Origin of the sequence: Tersicoccus solisilvae (assembly GCF_014643255.1) — a bacterium.
Taxonomy (GTDB): Bacteria; Actinomycetota; Actinomycetes; order Actinomycetales; family Micrococcaceae; genus Tersicoccus; species Tersicoccus solisilvae.
In genome coordinates this window covers 184,199-201,718 of the sequence record NZ_BMJI01000003.1, presented here as the reverse complement: position 1 = coordinate 201,718, position 17,520 = coordinate 184,199, and the positions used below count along the sequence as shown (strand labels likewise).

Annotated in this window: 14 protein-coding genes and 2 tRNA genes; 14 read left to right on the top strand and 2 right to left on the bottom strand. The window is 69.9% G+C overall.

The window, feature by feature from the left end; genetic code table 11:
* The first annotated feature begins 5 nt into the window (after nt 1-5).
* On the top strand, nt 6-968 hold the full coding sequence (locus IEX22_RS05025; RefSeq protein ID WP_188667031.1) for an Fpg/Nei family DNA glycosylase: 963 nt from the start codon (nt 6-8) through the stop codon (nt 966-968).
* Between the two features lie 67 nt (nt 969-1,035).
* Here the strand turns inward: IEX22_RS05025 and IEX22_RS05020 are convergent.
* Nucleotides 1,036-1,106: transfer RNA gene (locus tag IEX22_RS05020), tRNA-Gly, on the bottom strand.
* Between the two features lie 157 nt (nt 1,107-1,263).
* On the opposite strand from IEX22_RS05020, the gene IEX22_RS05015 reads away from it, so the two are divergent.
* The 8 genes from IEX22_RS05015 to IEX22_RS04980 all read left to right on the top strand — a co-directional run bounded on the left by IEX22_RS05015 (nt 1,264) and on the right by IEX22_RS04980 (nt 8,618).
* Nucleotides 1,264-1,336: transfer RNA gene (locus IEX22_RS05015), tRNA-Pro, on the top strand.
* 80 nt (nt 1,337-1,416) lie between these two features.
* On the top strand, nt 1,417-3,087 hold the full coding sequence (gene tig / locus IEX22_RS05010; RefSeq protein WP_188667029.1) for a trigger factor: 1,671 nt from the start codon (nt 1,417-1,419) through the stop codon (nt 3,085-3,087).
* A gap of 238 nt (nt 3,088-3,325) precedes the next feature.
* Nucleotides 3,326-3,949 carry an ATP-dependent Clp protease proteolytic subunit gene (locus IEX22_RS05005; RefSeq protein WP_188667103.1) on the top strand — a complete coding sequence of 208 codons (624 nt, stop codon included), beginning with the start codon at nt 3,326-3,328 and terminating at the stop codon, nt 3,947-3,949.
* 52 nt (nt 3,950-4,001) lie between these two features.
* Nucleotides 4,002-4,661 (top strand): ATP-dependent Clp protease proteolytic subunit, encoded by a 660-nt coding sequence (locus IEX22_RS05000; protein WP_188667027.1) that lies wholly within the window; start codon nt 4,002-4,004, stop codon nt 4,659-4,661.
* 213 nt (nt 4,662-4,874) lie between these two features.
* The gene (gene clpX, locus IEX22_RS04995) at nt 4,875-6,143 is read left to right on the top strand and encodes an ATP-dependent Clp protease ATP-binding subunit ClpX (RefSeq protein ID WP_188667025.1); all 1,269 of its coding nucleotides are present in this window, start codon (nt 4,875-4,877) and stop codon (nt 6,141-6,143) included.
* A gap of 151 nt (nt 6,144-6,294) precedes the next feature.
* Complete coding sequence (locus tag IEX22_RS04990; RefSeq protein ID WP_188667023.1) at nt 6,295-7,191, top strand: RDD family protein; 897 nt, start codon at nt 6,295-6,297, stop codon at nt 7,189-7,191.
* A gap of 90 nt (nt 7,192-7,281) precedes the next feature.
* Entirely contained in the window at nt 7,282-7,881 is a 600-nt protein-coding gene (locus IEX22_RS04985) for a mycothiol-dependent nitroreductase Rv2466c family protein (protein WP_188667022.1), read from the top strand.
* A 131-nt stretch (nt 7,882-8,012) separates the two neighbouring features.
* Nucleotides 8,013-8,618, top strand: a complete 606-nt coding sequence (locus IEX22_RS04980) for a mycothiol-dependent nitroreductase Rv2466c family protein (protein ID WP_188667019.1) — start codon at nt 8,013-8,015, stop codon at nt 8,616-8,618.
* A gap of 155 nt (nt 8,619-8,773) precedes the next feature.
* Here IEX22_RS04980 and valS read toward each other — a convergent pair whose 3' ends face one another.
* On the bottom strand, nt 8,774-11,401 hold the full coding sequence (gene valS, locus IEX22_RS04975; RefSeq protein WP_188667012.1) for a valine--tRNA ligase: 2,628 nt from the start codon (nt 11,399-11,401) through the stop codon (nt 8,774-8,776).
* 535 nt (nt 11,402-11,936) lie between these two features.
* Between valS and IEX22_RS16525 the strand changes: the two genes are divergently transcribed.
* The 5 genes from IEX22_RS16525 (at nt 11,937) to ileS (ending at nt 17,510) form a co-directional block, all read left to right on the top strand.
* Nucleotides 11,937-12,134 (top strand): type IV toxin-antitoxin system AbiEi family antitoxin domain-containing protein, encoded by a 198-nt coding sequence (locus IEX22_RS16525; RefSeq protein ID WP_438816589.1) that lies wholly within the window; start codon nt 11,937-11,939, stop codon nt 12,132-12,134.
* Nucleotides 12,047-12,751 (top strand): endonuclease domain-containing protein, encoded by a 705-nt coding sequence (locus tag IEX22_RS04970; RefSeq protein ID WP_188667010.1) that lies wholly within the window; start codon nt 12,047-12,049, stop codon nt 12,749-12,751. The genes IEX22_RS16525 and IEX22_RS04970 overlap by 88 nt, the downstream gene beginning before the upstream one ends.
* A 38-nt stretch (nt 12,752-12,789) precedes the next feature.
* Entirely contained in the window at nt 12,790-13,275 is a 486-nt protein-coding gene (locus IEX22_RS04965; protein ID WP_229659778.1) for a GNAT family N-acetyltransferase, read from the top strand.
* A 4-nt stretch (nt 13,276-13,279) separates the two neighbouring features.
* Nucleotides 13,280-13,768, top strand: a complete 489-nt coding sequence (locus IEX22_RS04960) for a DUF6314 family protein (RefSeq protein ID WP_188667008.1) — start codon at nt 13,280-13,282, stop codon at nt 13,766-13,768.
* A gap of 367 nt (nt 13,769-14,135) precedes the next feature.
* Complete coding sequence (ileS, locus tag IEX22_RS04955) at nt 14,136-17,510, top strand: isoleucine--tRNA ligase (protein WP_438816593.1); 3,375 nt, start codon at nt 14,136-14,138, stop codon at nt 17,508-17,510.
* Nucleotides 17,511-17,520: the final 10 nt, after the last annotated feature.

The window sequence follows — 17,520 nt, the reverse complement described above, 5'->3', positions numbered from 1 at the left end:
CGCTGATGCCCGAGGGTCATTCGATCCACCGGCTGGCCCGGCAGCTGACCGACGTGTTCGGTGGTCAGCGCGTGCGTGTGTCCAGTCCGCAGGGCCGGTTCGCCGCCGGCGCGGCGCTGCTGGACGGGCACGTGCTCACCCGGGCGGAGGCGGTCGGCAAGCAACTGCTCGTCAGCTTCGACGGCGCCGACCTCCGTGCGGGCGCGGACGGCGCCGATGGGCACCGCGTGCTGCGCATCCACCTCGGTCTCTACGGCGCCTTCAGTTTCGGCGGCGACGCGTCGTTCGTCGGCGCCTCCAGCATCGGCGCGCCGCGCCGGATGGGCGAGAGCGAGAACGGCCAGGACGCGGGCGACGACGCCGAGTACACCGGGCCGCCCGCCCCGGTCGGCGCGGTCCGGGTCCGGCTGGTCAGCGACCACGGCTGGGCGGACCTGCGCGGGCCCACCGCGTGTGAGGTCATCACGGCCGGGGACGTCGCCGCGCTGCGCGAGGCCGCCGGCCCGGACCCCCTGAGAGCGGACGGCGGGCACGACGACGCCGCCGAGTTCGCCCGGCTGCTGCGCCGCCGCGGTGTCGCCTGCGGCCAGCTGCTGATGGACCAGGCCGTGGTCTCCGGCATCGGCAACGTCTACCGCGCCGAACTGCTGTTCCGCGCCGGCATCGACCCCTACCGTCCGGGCAGGAAGATCGCCGAGCGGGAGGCCACGGACCTGTGGGCCGACGCGGTGTTCCTCATGCACGACGGCGTGCGCCTCGGCCGCATCGTCACAACGCAGCGGGACCCCCACCACCCGGTCGCCCGGGAGGACGTCACCCTCGACGCCGACGCCGCCGACATCCCGGACGAGGCGACGCGCTTCGTCTACAAGCACACCGGGGAGCCCTGCCCGCACTGCGGGACCGCGATCGCGACGGCCGTGATGGCCGGTCGCAACCTCTACTGGTGCCCCGGCTGCCAGCACTGAGGCGTCGCCCTCGCGGCGCCGGACGCAGAACGTCCCCGCCCGGGAGCCCGGACGGGGACGTGATCGGAGGGGATGACGGGAATCGAACCCGCGTAATCAGTTTGGAAGACTGAGGCTCTACCATTGAGCTACATCCCCGGGACCGGCCTGATCCGGCCGTTTCCACCACTACAGCATACGGGGAACCGGCCCGGCAAAATGCCACCACGGACGTGTCCACACCGTCCGACGGGGCCGGCGGAACCGCTCGATGTGCGCCCGGGGGAGCCCACCCCGTAGACTGGCCGATGCCTTACGGGGCGTAGCGTAGTGGCTAGCGCGCCTGCTTTGGGAGCAGGAGATCGCAGGTTCGAGTCCTGTCGCCCCGACACGTGGCACGGCGCGGGCTTTCGCTCAGCCCGGTCACGCCGCCCGTCCCTGCCCCAACACGTTCAGGAGTACACGTCCAGTGAAGAGTGCCGTCGAGAAACTCGACCCGACCCGCGTCAAGCTGACCGTCGAGGTTCCCTCCGAGGAACTCAAGCCCAGCATCGACGAGGCGTACAAGACCATCTCCGGTCAGATCCAGGTCCCGGGCTTCCGCAAGGGCAAGGTCCCGAACCGCCTGATCGACCAGCGCGTCGGCCGCGGCTACGTCATCGAGACCGCGATCAACGAGGGTCTGAACGGCTGGTACCAGCAGGCCGTGCAGGAGGCCGAGCTCCGTCCGCTGAGCCGCCCCGAGGTCGAGATCACCGAGGTGCCGGACCCCTCCGCCGCCGCTGGTGACCTGAAGTTCCAGGTCGAGGTCGACGTCATGCCCGAGATCGAGCTGCCGGACTACACCGGCATCGAGGTCACCGTGGACGCGACCGAGACGTCCGACGAGGACGTCACCACCGCGCTCGACGAGCTGCGCGGCCGCTTCGGCACCCTGGTCACCGCCGACCGGCCCGCCGCCGAGGGTGACTTCGTCACCATCGACCTGACTGCCACCATCGGCGACGAGCAGGTCGACGCCGCACAGGGCCTCTCGTACCAGATCGGCGCCGGCACCATGCTCGACGGCATGGACGAGGCCCTGACCGGCCTGTCCGCCGGCGAGGAGACCGTCTTCGCGACGAAACTGGCCGGCGGCGATCACGCCGGCGAGGAGGCGCAGGTCAAGGTCGTCCTGACGGCCGTCAAGGACCGCGAGCTGCCCGAGGCCGACGACGAGTTCGCCCAGCTGGCGAGCGAGTTCGACACCATCGACGAGCTCCTGGAGGACCTCAAGGGCAAGGCCGCCGAGAGCAAGGTCGCCGAGCAGGGGGTCCAGGCCCGCGACAAGGTGCTCGAGAAGCTCCTGGAGCTCGTCGAGGTGCCGGTCCCGGCGAGCCTCGTCTCCGAGCAGGTCGAGCAGCACTTCGCGCAGAGCGCCGAGGCCGATCACGACACCGAGGAGCACCGCGCGGAGGTCGCCAAGAACACCGAGGAGGCCTTCCGCAACGAGGTCGTCCTCGACGCGATCGCCGAGAAGGAAGAGGTCGGCGTCGAGCAGGCCGAGCTGATCGAGTACATCGTCACCACGGCCGGCCAGTACGGCATGGACCCCAACCAGTTCGCGCAGATGCTGGACCAGGGCGGTCAGGTGCCGATGATGATCGGTGAGGTGCGCCGCCGCAAGGCCCTCGCCGTCGTCCTCGAGAAGGCCAGGGTCACCGACAGCAACGGGGCCACCGTCGACCTGAGCTCCTTCGTCCGGCCCGCCGGCGCGGGGGAGACCGTCGACGCCGGTGACGCCGCCGACGCCGCGACCGACCCGGTCGAGGGCACCGTCGTCGACAACGACGACGTGGACACCGCGACCGACGCCGCCGTCGACAGCAGCACCACCGAGACGACCGTCGGGCAGGACGCCGACGCCGCCGAGGAGGCCCCGGCGAAGAAGCCCGCGACCCGCACCCGGAAGCCGGCGGCCAAGGCTGCCGACGCGGACGCCGCCGAGAAGCCGGCCGCGAAGAAGCCGGCGACGCGCAAGCCCGCCGCGAAGAAGCCGGCCGCCAAGGCCGACGACGCGGACGCCGCCGAGAAGCCGGCCGCGAAGAAGCCGGCGACGCGCAAGCCCGCCGCGAAGAAGCCGGCCGACGCCGAGAGCTGATCGCAGCCGGCCGAGTGCCCACGAGAAGCCGCCCACCCCCCGGGGCCGGGCGGCTTCTCGCGTCTCCGGGACGACCGGAACGGGCCGCCGCCGCCAACCTGCGCCGTCAGCGAACAGTGCGTTTCCGCGGAAGAACCGGCCCGGCGCACGCATTAGTGTCCTGTACAGATTCACGACACAGACCCACGACAGACCCCTGAGAGGTGAGGTACCCGTGAGTGAGAACAGCACCCCGACGATGGCGACCCAGGACGTCGCCAGCCGGGACGACTTCATCTACAACCGGCTCCTGCGCGAGCGCATCATCTGGCTCGGTTCCGAGGTCCGCGACGACAACGCGAACCTGATCTGCTCGCAGCTGCTGCTGCTCTCGGCGGAGGATCCGGTCAAGGACATCTTCCTCTACATCAACTCCCCGGGTGGTTCGGTCACGGCGGGCATGGCGATCTACGACACGATGAAGTTCATCCCGAACGACGTCGTCACCGTCGCCACCGGCCTGGCCGCCTCGATGGGCCAGTTCCTGCTCTCCTCCGGGACCAAGGGCAAGCGGTACGCCACCCCGCACGCGCGCATCCTGATGCACCAGCCCTCGGGCGGCATCGGCGGCACCGCCTCGGACATCAAGATCCAGGCCGAGCTGATCCTGAACATGAAGCGCACGATGGCGGAGCTGACCGCGGAGCAGACCGGTCAGAGCGTCGAGACCATCCTCAAGGACAACGACCGCGACAAGTGGTTCTCCGCGCAGGAAGCCCTCGACTACGGCTTCTTCGACCACATCGCCGCGCACGCGGCCACCGTCGCCGGTGGTGGCGGCACGGATCAGGACAGCGACACGGACGACGCCGACCGCGTCTGAGCCGGGACCAGCCGACCACCCCGCCAGCGGACGCAGACACAGGAGAGACCCCATGAGCTACACCTTCGGTTCCACGGCCGGCAACCTGCCGACCAGCCGTTATGTGCTGCCCCAGTTCGAGGAGCGCACCCCCTACGGCTTCAAACGCCAGGACCCGTACACCAAGCTGTTCGAGGACCGCATCATCTTCCTCGGCGTGCAGGTGGACGACGCCTCGGCCGACGACATCATGGCCCAGCTGCTCGTGCTCGAGGCCACCGACCCGGAGCGGGACATCACCCTCTACATCAACTCCCCGGGTGGGTCCTTCACCGCGATGACGGCCATCTACGACACGATGCAGTTCGTCCGGCCCGAGATCCAGACCGTGTGCCTGGGCCAGGCCGCCAGCGCCGCCGCCGTCCTGCTCGCCGCGGGCACGCCGGGCAAGCGCCTCGCGCTGCCGAACGCGCGCGTCCTGATCCACCAGCCCGCCCTGGCCGGCGGCGAGGGCGGTCAGGCCTCGGACCTGGAGATCCAGGCCAACGAGGTGATGCGGATGCGCACCTGGCTGGAGGACACGCTGGCGCTGCACAGCAACCGGACCTCCGAGCAGGTGAACATCGACATCGAGCGGGACAAGATCCTCACCGCCGAGCAGGCCAAGGAGTACGGCCTGGTCGACGAGGTGCTCACGTCCCGCAAGGTGCACAAGCCGAAGATCAACACCTGAGCACGTCGGCAACCTGTCCGTCGTGACCGGCGACGCCCGCACCGTCGATGACGACGCGGGCGTCGCCTGTTCCACGACGGTGGGTCCGGTGCCCTAAGCTGAAGTCAGCTGTCGGCGCTCCGGTCCCGTTCCCCGTCCGCCGTTTCTCGGACGGTCCCGGCCGTCGCAGGCGCGGCAGCCGTCCATCGCACCAGCGTGAAGGGTTCGACGCACATGGCTCGCATCGGTGAGAGCACAGACCTCCTGAAGTGTTCTTTCTGTGGCAAGAGCCAGAAGCAGGTCCGCAAGTTGATCGCGGGCCCGGGCGTCTACATCTGCGACGAGTGCATCGAGCTCTGCAACGAGATCATCGAGGAGGAGCTGGCCGAGGTCGCGGACCTGGGCAGCTTCGAACTGCCCAAGCCGAAGGAGATCTTCGACTTCCTGCAGGAGTACGTGATCGGCCAGGAGCCCGCGAAGCGCTCCCTCGCCGTCGCCGTGTACAACCACTACAAGCGGATCCAGTCCGGCAGCGCCTCCCGGTTCGGGGAGTCCGCCGAGGACGTCGACATCGCCAAGTCGAACATCCTGCTGATCGGCCCCACCGGCTGCGGCAAGACCTACCTGGCGCAGACCCTGGCAAAGCGGCTGAACGTGCCGTTCGCCGCCGCGGACGCCACCGCCCTGACCGAGGCGGGCTACGTCGGCGAGGACGTCGAGAACATCCTGCTCAAGCTCATCCAGGCCGCGGACTACGACGTCAAGAAGGCCGAGCAGGGCATCATCTACATCGACGAGATCGACAAGATCTCGCGCAAGAGCGAGAACCCCTCCATCACCCGGGACGTGTCCGGGGAGGGCGTGCAGCAGGCGCTGCTGAAGATCCTCGAGGGCACGGTCGCCTCCGTCCCGCCGCAGGGCGGCCGGAAGCACCCGCACCAGGAGTTCATCCAGATCGACACGACGAACGTCCTGTTCATCGTCGCGGGCGCGTTCGCGGGCCTGGAGGACATCATCGGCAACCGGTCCGGCCGCAAGGGCATCGGGTTCGGCGCCCCGCTGCAGGAGATCACCGCCAAGCCGGACGCGTTCGCCGACGTCATGCCGGAGGACCTGCTCAAGTTCGGGCTGATCCCCGAGTTCATCGGCCGGCTGCCCGTCATCACGACGGTCTCCAACCTGGACAAGCCGGCCCTGATCCAGATCCTCACCGAGCCGAAGAACGCGCTGATCAAGCAGTACCAGAAGATGTTCCAGCTCGACGGCGTGGAGCTGGTCGTGGAGGACGGGGCGCTGGAAGCGATTGCCGACCTCGCGCTCGACCGCGGCACCGGCGCCCGCGGGCTGCGCGCCATCATGGAGGAGATCCTCCTGCCGGTGATGTTCGACCTGCCCAGCCGCGAGGACATCGCCAGCGCGGTCATCACGGCCGACGTCGTGCAGAAGAAGGCGGAGCCGACGCTGGTGCCGCACTCGGCGACCAAGCGACGCAAGTCCGCCTGACGCGGCCCCGGGTCGGTCCCCGCCCGGACCTCCCCGCCACAGTGCGCCCGTCTCGCTAGGCTGGCAGCATCCGCGCGCCGCACCGGTGCGCCGGAGAACCGATCATCACCGCACACCACGTGTGACATGACCGCCGAGCAGAGGGGACACCATGAGCACGCCGACCAACGGGGACGCCAACGACCCGTGGCGCAGGCCGAACGAGCCGCAGCAGCCGGGCCTCGGGCAGCAGGGGCAACCGGGCCCGGACCCGCGTCAGGGTCAGCAGGGGTACGGCCAGCCGGCGTACGGCTCGTCGCCGTCGTACGGCCAGCAGGGCGGCCAGCCGGGGTACGGCTCGTCGCCGTCGTACGGCCAGCAGGGCGGCCAGCCGGGCCAGCCCGGAGGCTACCCGGCCGCCGGCCAGCCCGGTCCCGGCTACGGCTACCCGCAGGGCGGCTACCTCGCCCGCAACCCCTACCCGGGTGTCGAGGGCGCCAGGCCGACCGGCGCGGGCCTGCAGATCGGCGCCGCCTTCGTGGACAACCTCATCCTGGGCGTCATCTTCGGCGTGCTGGGCGGGCTCTCGTTCATCCCGCTGTTCGCGACGCTGGCCGGTCTGCCCAGCAGTGCGTACCGCCGGACCACCAACGCGTCCGGCACCCGCACGCGCAGCGAACTGACGCCGGAGGCGACGAACGCGGTGCTGGGCAGCGTCGCGGCGTCGTTCGCCATCATGGCCGTCCTGTTCATCATCGTCGGGGTCCTCCTGTGGTGGTGGCTGGCCACCCGCGGCAAGTCCATCGGCAACGCCATCTTCGGGCTGCGGCTCGTCAGCCAGGAGACGGGGCAGCCGCTGGGCTGGGGCCCGATCTTCCTGCGGGGCCTGCTCGTCTGGGGCACCAGCACCCTGACCAGTGGCATCATGGGCCTGCTGTTCTGGTTGTCCCCGCTCTTCGACAGCACGAGCGGTTGGTTCCAGGCGTGGCAGGACAAGCTCTTCAAGGGCGTCGTGATCAACCACCGCGAAGGGCCCGACACCTACACGCCGGTGAATCGCGACCGCTGACGCAGCATCGCACCGTCGCACCACCGAGCCGGCCGGAACAACCATCCGGCCGGCTCGGTTGTGCTCGACGTCGAGACGAAGGAGTTCCGCATGGCCACCAGCACCGCCGATTTCTGGTTCGACCCGCTCTGCCCGTTCGCGTGGGCCACCTCTCGGTGGATCCTCGAGGTCGCCCAGGTGCGGGACATCGCCGTCCACTGGCACCCGATGAGCCTGGTGATGCTCAACGAGGACAACCCGGAGAACCACCACTACGGCCGCACGGACGAGCTCGCGCCGTTGCGCGTCATCGTCGCCGCCGCCCAGCAGCACGGGGACGACGCCGTCAAGGCGCTGTACGACGCGATGGGCACGCAGATCCATCACCGCGACAACCAGGACCTGCCCGACGTGATCGTGCGATCCCTGGCCGAGGCCGGGCTGCCGGCCGATCTGGCCGCGGCGGGGGAGTCCGACGCGTACGACGCCGTGATCCGCGCCAGTCACGAGGACGGCATCGCCCGGGTGGGCCAGGACGTCGGCACGCCGATCGTGGCGTTCAACGGCACCGCGTTCTTCGGCCCGGTGATCACCCGCGTCCCGCGCGCCGAGGAGGCCGGCGCCCTGTGGGACGCCACCGTGACCCTCGCGTCGTTCCCCGCCTTCTTCGAACTCAAGCGGTCCCGCACCGAAGCCCCGCAACTGGACTGACCTCGCACGTACCCCTCCGCCCCCGCCAGCTCGTCAATAGATGTTCGATCCGGCTGAATTCCGGTCGATCTGGAACACCTATTGACGAGCTGGCCTCTTACGCACGTACCCCCCCCACGAAGGAGATTCCCATGGCCAACACCGCCGACTTCTGGTTCGACCCGATCTGCCCCTTCGCGTGGGCGACCTCCCGCTGGATCGAGGAGGTGCAGTCCGTCCGCGACATCGCGGTCACCTGGCACGTGATGAGCCTGTCCGTGTTGAACGAGGGCAAGGAGGACCTGCCCGAGAGCTACCGCGAGATGCTCCAGCGCGGGTGGGGTCCGGTCCGGGTCGTCACCGCCGCCGGTGAACTGCACGGCCAGGACGCCGTCAAACGCCTTTACGACGCGCTCGGCACCCAGCTGCACGTGAACAAGGTCGAGGACTACACCGAGGCGATCCGTCTGGCGCTGGACGAGGCCGGGCTGCCGGCCGACCTGGCGGAATACGCGACGCAGGAGACCTACGACGAGCAGCTGCGCGCCAGCCACGAGGACGGCATCACCCGCGTCGGCCAGGACGTCGGCACGCCGGTGGTCGCGTTCAACGGCACGGCCTTCTTCGGCCCGGTGATCACCCGGATCCCGCGCGGCGAGGAGGCCGGTACCCTGTGGGACGCGACCGTCACGCTGGCCGGCTTCCCCTCTTTCTTCGAGCTCAAGCGCTCTCGCACGGAGGACCCGCAGGCCTCCTGACGTCGAGTCCCCCCCCGCGCCCTCACGCGCGGCCCCCGCGCGCCCCCACGCCAGGTCGTCAATAGATGCACGAAAGCGGCCGGAATCGGCCCGGATCGAACATCTATTGACGACCTGGCGGGGGAGGGGGGCGCCCGCTCGTGCGTGAGCGGGGCTCAGCCGGCGATGTTCTCGCTCGGGGCCAGCACGATGTCGTCCACCGTCAGCGCGGTGCCGTCGGTGCGGTCCGACACCGTCAGGGTCAGGTCGCTGACGTTGCCCGCCGCCTTCAGGTCGCCCAGGCCGGCGCGGAGCCGTTCGACGGCCTCCGCGGTACCGGAGATCGACGCGGAGAGCACCTCGGTCCGCTGCTTGACCTTCGCCTCGGACTTGGCCTTCCGCACTCCCGAGAGGGCGACGCCGAGCGTCGGGAGGATGCCGGTGTCGCCGTCGAACCCCGTCACCGTCGGCCACGCCGCCCGGTGCACCGAGCCGCCGCGCCACCAGGACCAGACCTCCTCGGTGGCGAACGGGATGAACGGGGCGAACAGGCGCAGCAGCGCGTCCAGCGTGGTGGCCAGCGCCACGAGCACCGAGGCTTGTTCCGCCTCGCCGGCCGTGCCGTAGGCGCGGTCCTTGATCAGTTCGACGTAGTCGTCCGTGAACGTCCAGAAGAACGTCTCGGTGATCTGCAGTGCCCGGGCGTAGTCGTAGGCCGCGAACGCCTCCGTCGCCTGCGCGATCACGGCGTCGAGTGAGGCGAGCAGCGCCGCGTCCAGGGGCTGCGTGAGCAGGTGTGCGTTGTCCTCGTCGAGCACGGACTCCTCGGTGGCCCCGAGGTTGAGCACGAACTTCGACGCGTTGAGCAGCTTGATCGCCAGTCGCCGGCCGATCTTCATCTGGCCGATGTCGTAGGCGGTGTCGCCACCGAGCCGTGCCGAGGCAGCCCAGTAGCGCACGGCGTCGGAGCCGAACTGCTCGAGCACGTCGGTCGGCACGACGACGTTGCCCTTCGACTTGGACATCTTCTTCCGGTCCGGGTCCAGGATCCAGCCCGACAGCGCGGCGTGCTTCCACGGCGCGGCGCCGTTCACGGCGTCGGCCCGCACCACGGAGGAGAACAGCCAGGTCCGGATGATGTCGTGGCCTTGCGGACGCAGGTCGAACGGGAAGACCGTGGCGAACAGGTCCTCGTCGCGGCTCCAGCCGCCCACGATCTGCGGTGTCAGTGAGGACGTCGCCCACGTGTCGAGCACATCCGGGTCACCGGTGAACCCGCCGGGCGTGTTCCGCGCCGCCTCCTCGAAACCGGGCGCCGGCTCCGCGGCCGGGTCGACCGGCAGGGCCGCGTCGTCGGGCACGATCGGGTGCTCGTAGTCCGGCTCGCCGGACTCGTCGAGCCGGTACCAGACCGGGATCGGGACGCCGAAGTAGCGCTGGCGCGAGACCAGCCAGTCGCCGTTGAGCCCGTCGATCCAGTTTTCGTAACGGGCGCGCATGAACGCCGGGTGCCACTCCAGCTCCCGGCCGCGCTCGATCAGCCGCTGCCGCCGATCCGCGTCCCGCCCGCCGTTGCGGATGTACCACTGACGGCTCGTGACGACCTCGAGCGGCTTGTCACCCTTCTCGTAGAAGTTCACCGGGTGGGTGGTCTTCCGCGGCTCGCCGTCCAGGTCACCGGACTCGGCCAGCAGCTGCGCCACCACTTCCCGTGCGCTGAACGTCGTCTTGGTCGCCACCTGCGCGTAGGCCTCCCGGCCCGCGTCGGTGGTGATCCACTCGGGGGCGTCGGCGATGATCCGGCCGTCCCGGCCCACGACCGGGCGGGTCGGCAGGTTCAGCTCGCGCCACCAGGTGACGTCCGTGAGATCGCCGAAGGTGCAGATCATGGCGATGCCGGAGCCCTTGTCCGGCTTGGCCAGCTCGTGCGCGACGATCGGCACCTCGACGCCGAACAGGGGAGAGGTGACCGTCTGGCCGAACAGCGGCCGGTAGCGCTCGTCGTCGGGGTGGGCCACCAGCGCCACGCACGCCGGGATCAGCTCAGGGCGGGTCGACTCGATGTAGACGGGGCCGGAGCCGTCCGTGCGGTGGAAGGCGATCCGGTGGTAGGCGCCGGGCCGCTCGCGGTCCTCCAGTTCGGCCTGGGCGACGGCGGTGCGGAAGGTGACGTCCCACAGGGTGGGCGCCTCGGCCAGGAAGGCGTCATCGTTGGCCAGATTCCGCAGGAAGGCGCGCTGGGAGACGGCCCGCGAAGTGTCGTCGATGGTGCGGTACGTGCGGGTCCAGTCCACGGAGAGGCCGAGCCGGGTGAAGAGGTCCTCGAAGACCTTCTCGTCCTCGACCGCGAGCCGCTCGCACAGCTCGATGAAGGTGCGCCGGGAGACGGCGACGAAGTCCCGCTCGTTCTTCGGCGGGGTGGCGGGTGGCTCGAAGCCGGCATCGTACGGCAGGGACGGGTCGCAGCGGACACCGAAGTAGTTCTGCACGCGCCGCTCGGTGGGCAGGCCGTTGTCGTCCCAGCCCATCGGGTAGAACACGTTCTTGCCGATCATCCGCTGATACCTGGCCAGCACGTCGGTCTGCGTGTAGGAGAACATGTGACCGACGTGCAGCGACCCCGAGGCGGTCGGCGGCGGGGTGTCGATGGAGTAGACCTGCTCGCGGGTGGTGCCCTCGACGAATCGGTAGGTGCCGTGCTGCCGCCACCGGGCGGCGTGCTTCTCCTCGAGGCCCTCGAGGGCGGGCTTGTCGGGGACGGTGACGGTTGCGGGCGCGTCTATGCCCTCACGGAGTTCAGCCATGGTCTCGATTCTTTCACGGTGGCGGTACTCCTCCGGACCGGGTGGGACCGGTGCGCTGTGGGTGCACCGTGTGCTTCCCTGGCCGGTGCAACGGCTACAGCGAGTGTGACGGAAGTGGCGGCTGTGACCGTCCTTCCGCCACAGCAGTCACATTCGCATCACTCGATGGAGCGGTTGCACCGCTCGGCGCCCGGCTGAGGAGGGCGGCCACGACGACTCCGGCGAGTGGTGGGGGCGGTATGGCCACGACGACGATCTCTCGACGGCGGTGTGGAGTACGGCCCCTTGGCCTGACCGGTGCGATGGCTACAGCGAGTGTGACGGAAGTGGCGCGAGTGACGGTGAGGGTGTAACAGCAGTCACATCTGCCTCACTCGGTGTAGCGGTTCCATCGCCGCGCCACCCAGGATTGCGCGCCACCCCGAACCGTCGACCAGCCCAGCTTCTCCCTCCACCGGCAGTCGCGCAGGTGCACCGATGCACACCCGCGCACCCGCGCGACCGCCGCCGAGCCCGAAACGAGCAGGCTCGCGGTATGGGAGCACTGGAGATCCACCTGGCGCGGCACTGGGGCGTGATCCGGGCGCGCGACCTGCGATCACTCGGCGTGGGTCCCCGGGAACTGCGACGTCTGATCGGCGCCGGATGCTGGTGCGGTGCGCTCGCGGCGTCTACGCGGCGGCGTCCGCCGAGCGCGACGTGGTGCACGCCGCCCGGCGCTTCACCACGCTGACGTGCCTGTCCGCCTGCCACGCTCAGGGCCTGTGGGTGTGGCACCAGCCGTTCCCACCCCACGTCGTTCGTGGCGACGGGCCGCCGATTCCCGGGGTGATCCTGCATCGCGGCACGCGTGATCCACACGAGCAGGTCGCGGACGTCCTGGACGCGCTCGTCATCGCCTTCCGCTGTGCACCGCCCCGGGAGGCGATCGTCGCAGCCGAGAGCGCGGTCGTACAGCAGCGCATCACCGTCGAGGACCTCACCGCCGCCTTCCCCGGCCAGCGGGACCGACGGATCCGGGCCTCGATCGCGCGCATCAGGGACACCAGCCAGTCCCTTCCCGAGACCCTCGCCCGTCTCGCTCTCGAGGACGTCGGGCTGACGATGCGTCCCCAGGTCCGGATCGAGGGGGTCGGCCACGTCGACGGGATGGTCGAGGGACTCGTCTGCGAGATCGACGGGCGTGCCTTCCACTCCGGGCCGATCGAGTTCGAGGAGGACCGGCGTCGCTGGAACGCCCTGATGGAACTCGGCATCCCCACCGTGCGCATCCCGGCTCGCTGGGTGCTGGCCAACCCCGACGCCGCGGTGCTGACGGTGCGCCGGGCCTTGGCGGCGCGTGGCGGATGACCGGCTCAGCGGTGTCCCGGGTGCGGCAGACTGGCCACGTGCTGATCCGCTGCGCCGAGCCCGAGGACCTGCCCCGGATCGCGCCCCTGCTCCGCGGCGGCACGATCGCGTCCGTGGACGAGGCGATCGCGGACCCGGACCGGCTGGTGCTGGTCGCCGAGGCCGACGGCGACGTCGTGGGCTGGGCGAAGACCCACCACTGGCGGCGCGACGATCCGCCCGCGCCCGCCGGCCACTACCTGGGCGGCGTCAGCGTGGCCGAGCCGTGGCGGCGGCGCGGCATCGCGACGGCCCTGACGCAGCGGCGGATGGCGTGGATGCGCGAGCGGGCGGACCGGGCCTGGTGCGTCGTGAACGCCGGCAACGAGGCGTCGCTCGCCCTGCACGCCGGCCTCTGGGCTTCGTCGACGTCGCTCGCGGGCCGCGTTTCCACACCACGACCTTCGACGACGGCGGGACCGGGGTGCTGCTGTGCGCTCGCGCCGGCCTGCCCGCTGGGGCCACCGCGCCGGTCGATACGCTGACGCCGTGACGACCTCACAGCAAGGCGGCTACCGCCCGGACCACGACCGACGACGCCGTTCGGGCATGACCGAGCCGCTGCGCTACCTCGCAGGTGCCTGGTCCTTCGAACGCCGGCTCGACGACCGGCGTGCCGGCCGCGTGTACACGGTCACCGGGTCCGCGGTGTTCGGCGCCACGAGCGAGGAGAGCACCATCGCCTACGCCGAGACTGGGAGCCTCACCGGGGACGGCCAGCCGCCGGCCGCCGTCGAACGCCGTCTGACCTGGCACGACGAGGGCGACGCCCGCGTGCTGATCCGCTTCGCCGACGGCCGCGAGTACCTCCGCCTGGACTTCGGCAGCGGCCACGCCGAGGGGAACCACCCGTGCGCGCCCGACACCTACCTCGTCACCCTGACCGCGGAGGACGACGACGCGTGGACCGAGACGTGGGACGTCACCGGCCCCGCCAAGGACTACACGGCCGTCACCCGGTACACCCGGCATCGCTGAGGCCCACGGCTCGGTCGAGAATCGCCGTTCGGTCGTTTCCGGCCGCCGCGGCCAGCACATCGGCGATGTTCGCCGGCGTGACCAGGGTCGGCCCGAGAAGGTGCGAGCCCGTCGTCGCGCTAGACTGGGCGCATCAGCATCGACCCGGCCATCACCGGCGAGCTTCCGGAAGAACAGCGCGCGGCCAGCGAGCAGCACGCCCAGTAGAACCGGACGGGTGCGCCCGTCACAGCGACACACGAGAGGCCGGCGGCCCCGGGCAACCGGAGCGGCCGGCAAGTGAGGTGGTACCGCGCTCGCGGACCGGCAGGAGCCGGCACGGGCGTCCTCGCACGAGAGAGCAACACCCGTGCGAGCGCAGATGAGGATGTCACCCGTGTACCCCAAGGCCTCCGTCCGCGGCGCTGCCGCCGGCCAGAACGCGTCCGCGAGCCCGAGCTTCCCGGCGATCGAGGAACTGGTCCTGAGGTACTGGGACCAGGACGGCACGTTCGCCGCGTCCATCGAGAATCGGCCCGCCGGCAACGACGGCGACAACGAATTCGTCTTCTACGACGGCCCCCCGTTCGCCAACGGCCTGCCCCACTACGGCCACCTGCTCACCGGGTACGTCAAGGACCTGGTCGGGCGCTACCAGACGCAGCGCGGCAAGCGGGTCGAACGCCGGTTCGGCTGGGACACCCACGGCCTGCCCGCCGAGCTCGAGGCGATGAAGCAGCTCGGCATGACGGACAAGGCCGAGATCGAGGCCATGGGCATCGACAGGTTCAACGACGCCTGCCGCGCCTCGGTCCTGAAGTACACCCACGAGTGGCAGGACTACGTCACCCGGCAGGCCCGCTGGGTCGATTTCGACCACGACTACAAGACGCTGAACGTCGAGTACATGGAGTCCGTGCTCTGGGCGTTCAAGACGCTGCACGAGAAGGGGCTCACCTACTCCGGCTTCCGCGTCCTGCCGTACTGCTGGCACGACGAGACGCCGCTGTCCAACCACGAGCTGCGCATGGACGACGACGTCTACCAGATGCGCCAGGACCCGTCGGTCACTGTCGCGTTCCCCGTCGTCGCCTCCGGCCACGCGCTCGACGAGGCCCTGGCCGGCGTCCGGCTGCTCGCCTGGACCACGACGCCGTGGACGCTGCCGACCAATGCTGCACTGGCAGTCGGACCGGATGTGCGTTATGTCGTCTTGCCCGCTGCTTTCAATGGCAAGTCGAGTCAAGAACGTTTCATGCTTGCTGAGAGTCTCGTCAGCAAGTATGCGGGCGACCTTGGTTATGTGGATGAAGCAAGCGCACTGCAAGCAGTGGAATCGCGTTACAGCGGAAACGAGCTTGGCGGCCTACGCTATGAACCTCTTTGGCGAAGCATCGCGGACAAGTTGCGCGGCGAAGTCGAGTTCGTCGAGGAGAATCCTGTCAATGAGCGCCCGCAGCCTTTCCCATGGTTCCGCGCGCAAGCCAACGCATACCAAGTGCTCGTCGATGCCTATGTGACCACGACCGACGGCACCGGCATCGTTCATCAGGCCCCGGCTTACGGCGAGGACGACCAACGTGTTTGCGATGCCGCGGGTATTCCCGTGAGGTTATCGGTTGATGAGAGCGCTCGCTTCATGCCGAGCTTCGTTGATGGCACTGAGCTCGCGGGCATCGCCGGCCTGCAGGTCTTCGACGCCAACCGCACCATCATCCGCAACCTGGCCGCCTCGGGCCGCCTGGTCCGCGAGGCCAGCTTCGAGCACTCCTACCCGCACTGCTGGCGCTGCCGGAACCCGCTGATCTACAAGGCGGTCTCGTCCTGGTTCGTCGAGGTCACGAAGATCAAGGCGCGGATGGTCGAGCTGAACCAGCAGATCACCTGGATCCCCGGGAACGTCAAGGACGGCCAGTTCGGCACGTGGCTGGCCAACGCCCGCGACTGGTCGATCTCTCGCAACCGGTACTGGGGCAGCCCCATCCCGGTGTGGCAGTCCACCGACCCCGCCTACCCGCGCACCGACGTCTACGGCTCGCTCGCCGAGCTGGAGGCCGACTTCGGGGTCCTGCCCCGCAACCACGCCGGCGAGGTGGACCTGCACCGCCCGTTCATCGACGAGCTGACCCGTCCCAACCCGGACGATCCGCGCACGCCCGAGGAGGGCCAGTCCGTGATGCGGCGCGTGGAGGACGTGCTCGACGTCTGGTTCGACTCCGGGTCGATGCCGTACGCCCAGGTGCACTACCCGTTCGAGAACCAGGACTGGTTCGACCACCACAACCCGGCCGACTTCATCGTCGAGTACATCGGGCAGACCCGCGGCTGGTTCTACACGCTGCACATCCTCGCCACCGCGCTGTTCGACCGGCCCACGTTCCGCAACGTGATCAGCCACGGCATCGTGCTCGGCTCGGACGGGCAGAAGATGTCCAAGTCGCTGCGGAACTACCCGGACGTCTCCGAGGTGCTCGACCGCGACGGCTCGGACGCGATGCGCTGGTTCCTGATGTCCTCGCCGATCCTGCGCGGCGGCAACCTGATCGTCACCGAGCAGGGCATCCGCGACGGCGTCCGCGCCGTGCTGCTGCCGCTGTGGAACGCCTGGCACTTCTTCGCGCTGTATGCCAATGCGGCTGAGAACGGTCAGGGCTACGAGGCGCAGCGGCGCACCGAGGCCACCGACGTGCTGGACCGCTATCTGCTGGCGACCACCGGCACCCTGGTCCGCGACGTGACCACCGCCCTGGACGCCTACGAGGTCTCCGACGCATGCGACGCGCTGCGGGACTACCTGGACGTGCTCACCAACTGGTACATCCGCCGATCCCGCGAGCGGTTCTTCGACGAGGACACCGCCGCGTTCGACGTGCTGTACACGTGCCTGGAGACCGTCACCCGGGTCGCCGCGCCGTTGCTGCCGCTGATCGGCGAGGAGATCTGGCGCGGCCTGACCGGTGGCCGGTCCGTGCACCTGACGGACTGGCCCGACGCCGCCGAGTTCCCCGCCGACGAGTCGCTGCTCGCCGCGATGGACGCGACCCGCCGGATCTGCTCCACCGGCTCGAGCCTGCGCAAGGCCGCCAACCTGCGCGTCCGGTTGCCGCTGGCGGGCATGACCGTCGTCACCCCGCACGCCGAGGCACTGACCGGTACCTTCGCGCGCATCATCGCGGACGAGCTCAACCTCAAGGACGTCCGCCTGGTCGACGCGGCCACCGCCGACGCGGGGCAGTTCGGCGTGAGCCAGCAGCTCTCCGTCAACGCCCGTGCTGCCGGCCCGCGCCTCGGCAAGGGCGTGCAGGCCGTGATCAAGGCCGCCAAGTCCGGCGACTGGAGCGTCACGGACGGGACCGACGGCGAGCAGACCGTCGTCGCCGGCGGTGTCGAGCTGCAGTCCGGCGAGTACACGCTCCAGACGGTGGTGAGCAGCGACGGTGATGCCAGCGCCGCGGTGGCCGTCCTGCCCGGCGGAGGCTTCGTCGTCCTCGACACGGCGGTGACCCCGGAGCTGGAGGCCGAGGGGGTCGCCCGCGACACGATCCGCACGATTCAGCAGGCCCGGCGCGACGCCGACCTGGACATCAGCGACCGGATCCGCACCCGCGTCACCGGCCCGGCCGCGTTGCTGGCGGCCCTGCGGGACAACGAGGACCTGGTCACGGGCGAGACCCTGACGACGGCGCTCGACCTGGTCGAGGGCGGGGACACCGCGGTCACGGTCCAGAAGTCGGCCGTCCAGAACGAGGGGGCCCAGCGATGAGCGACCACCA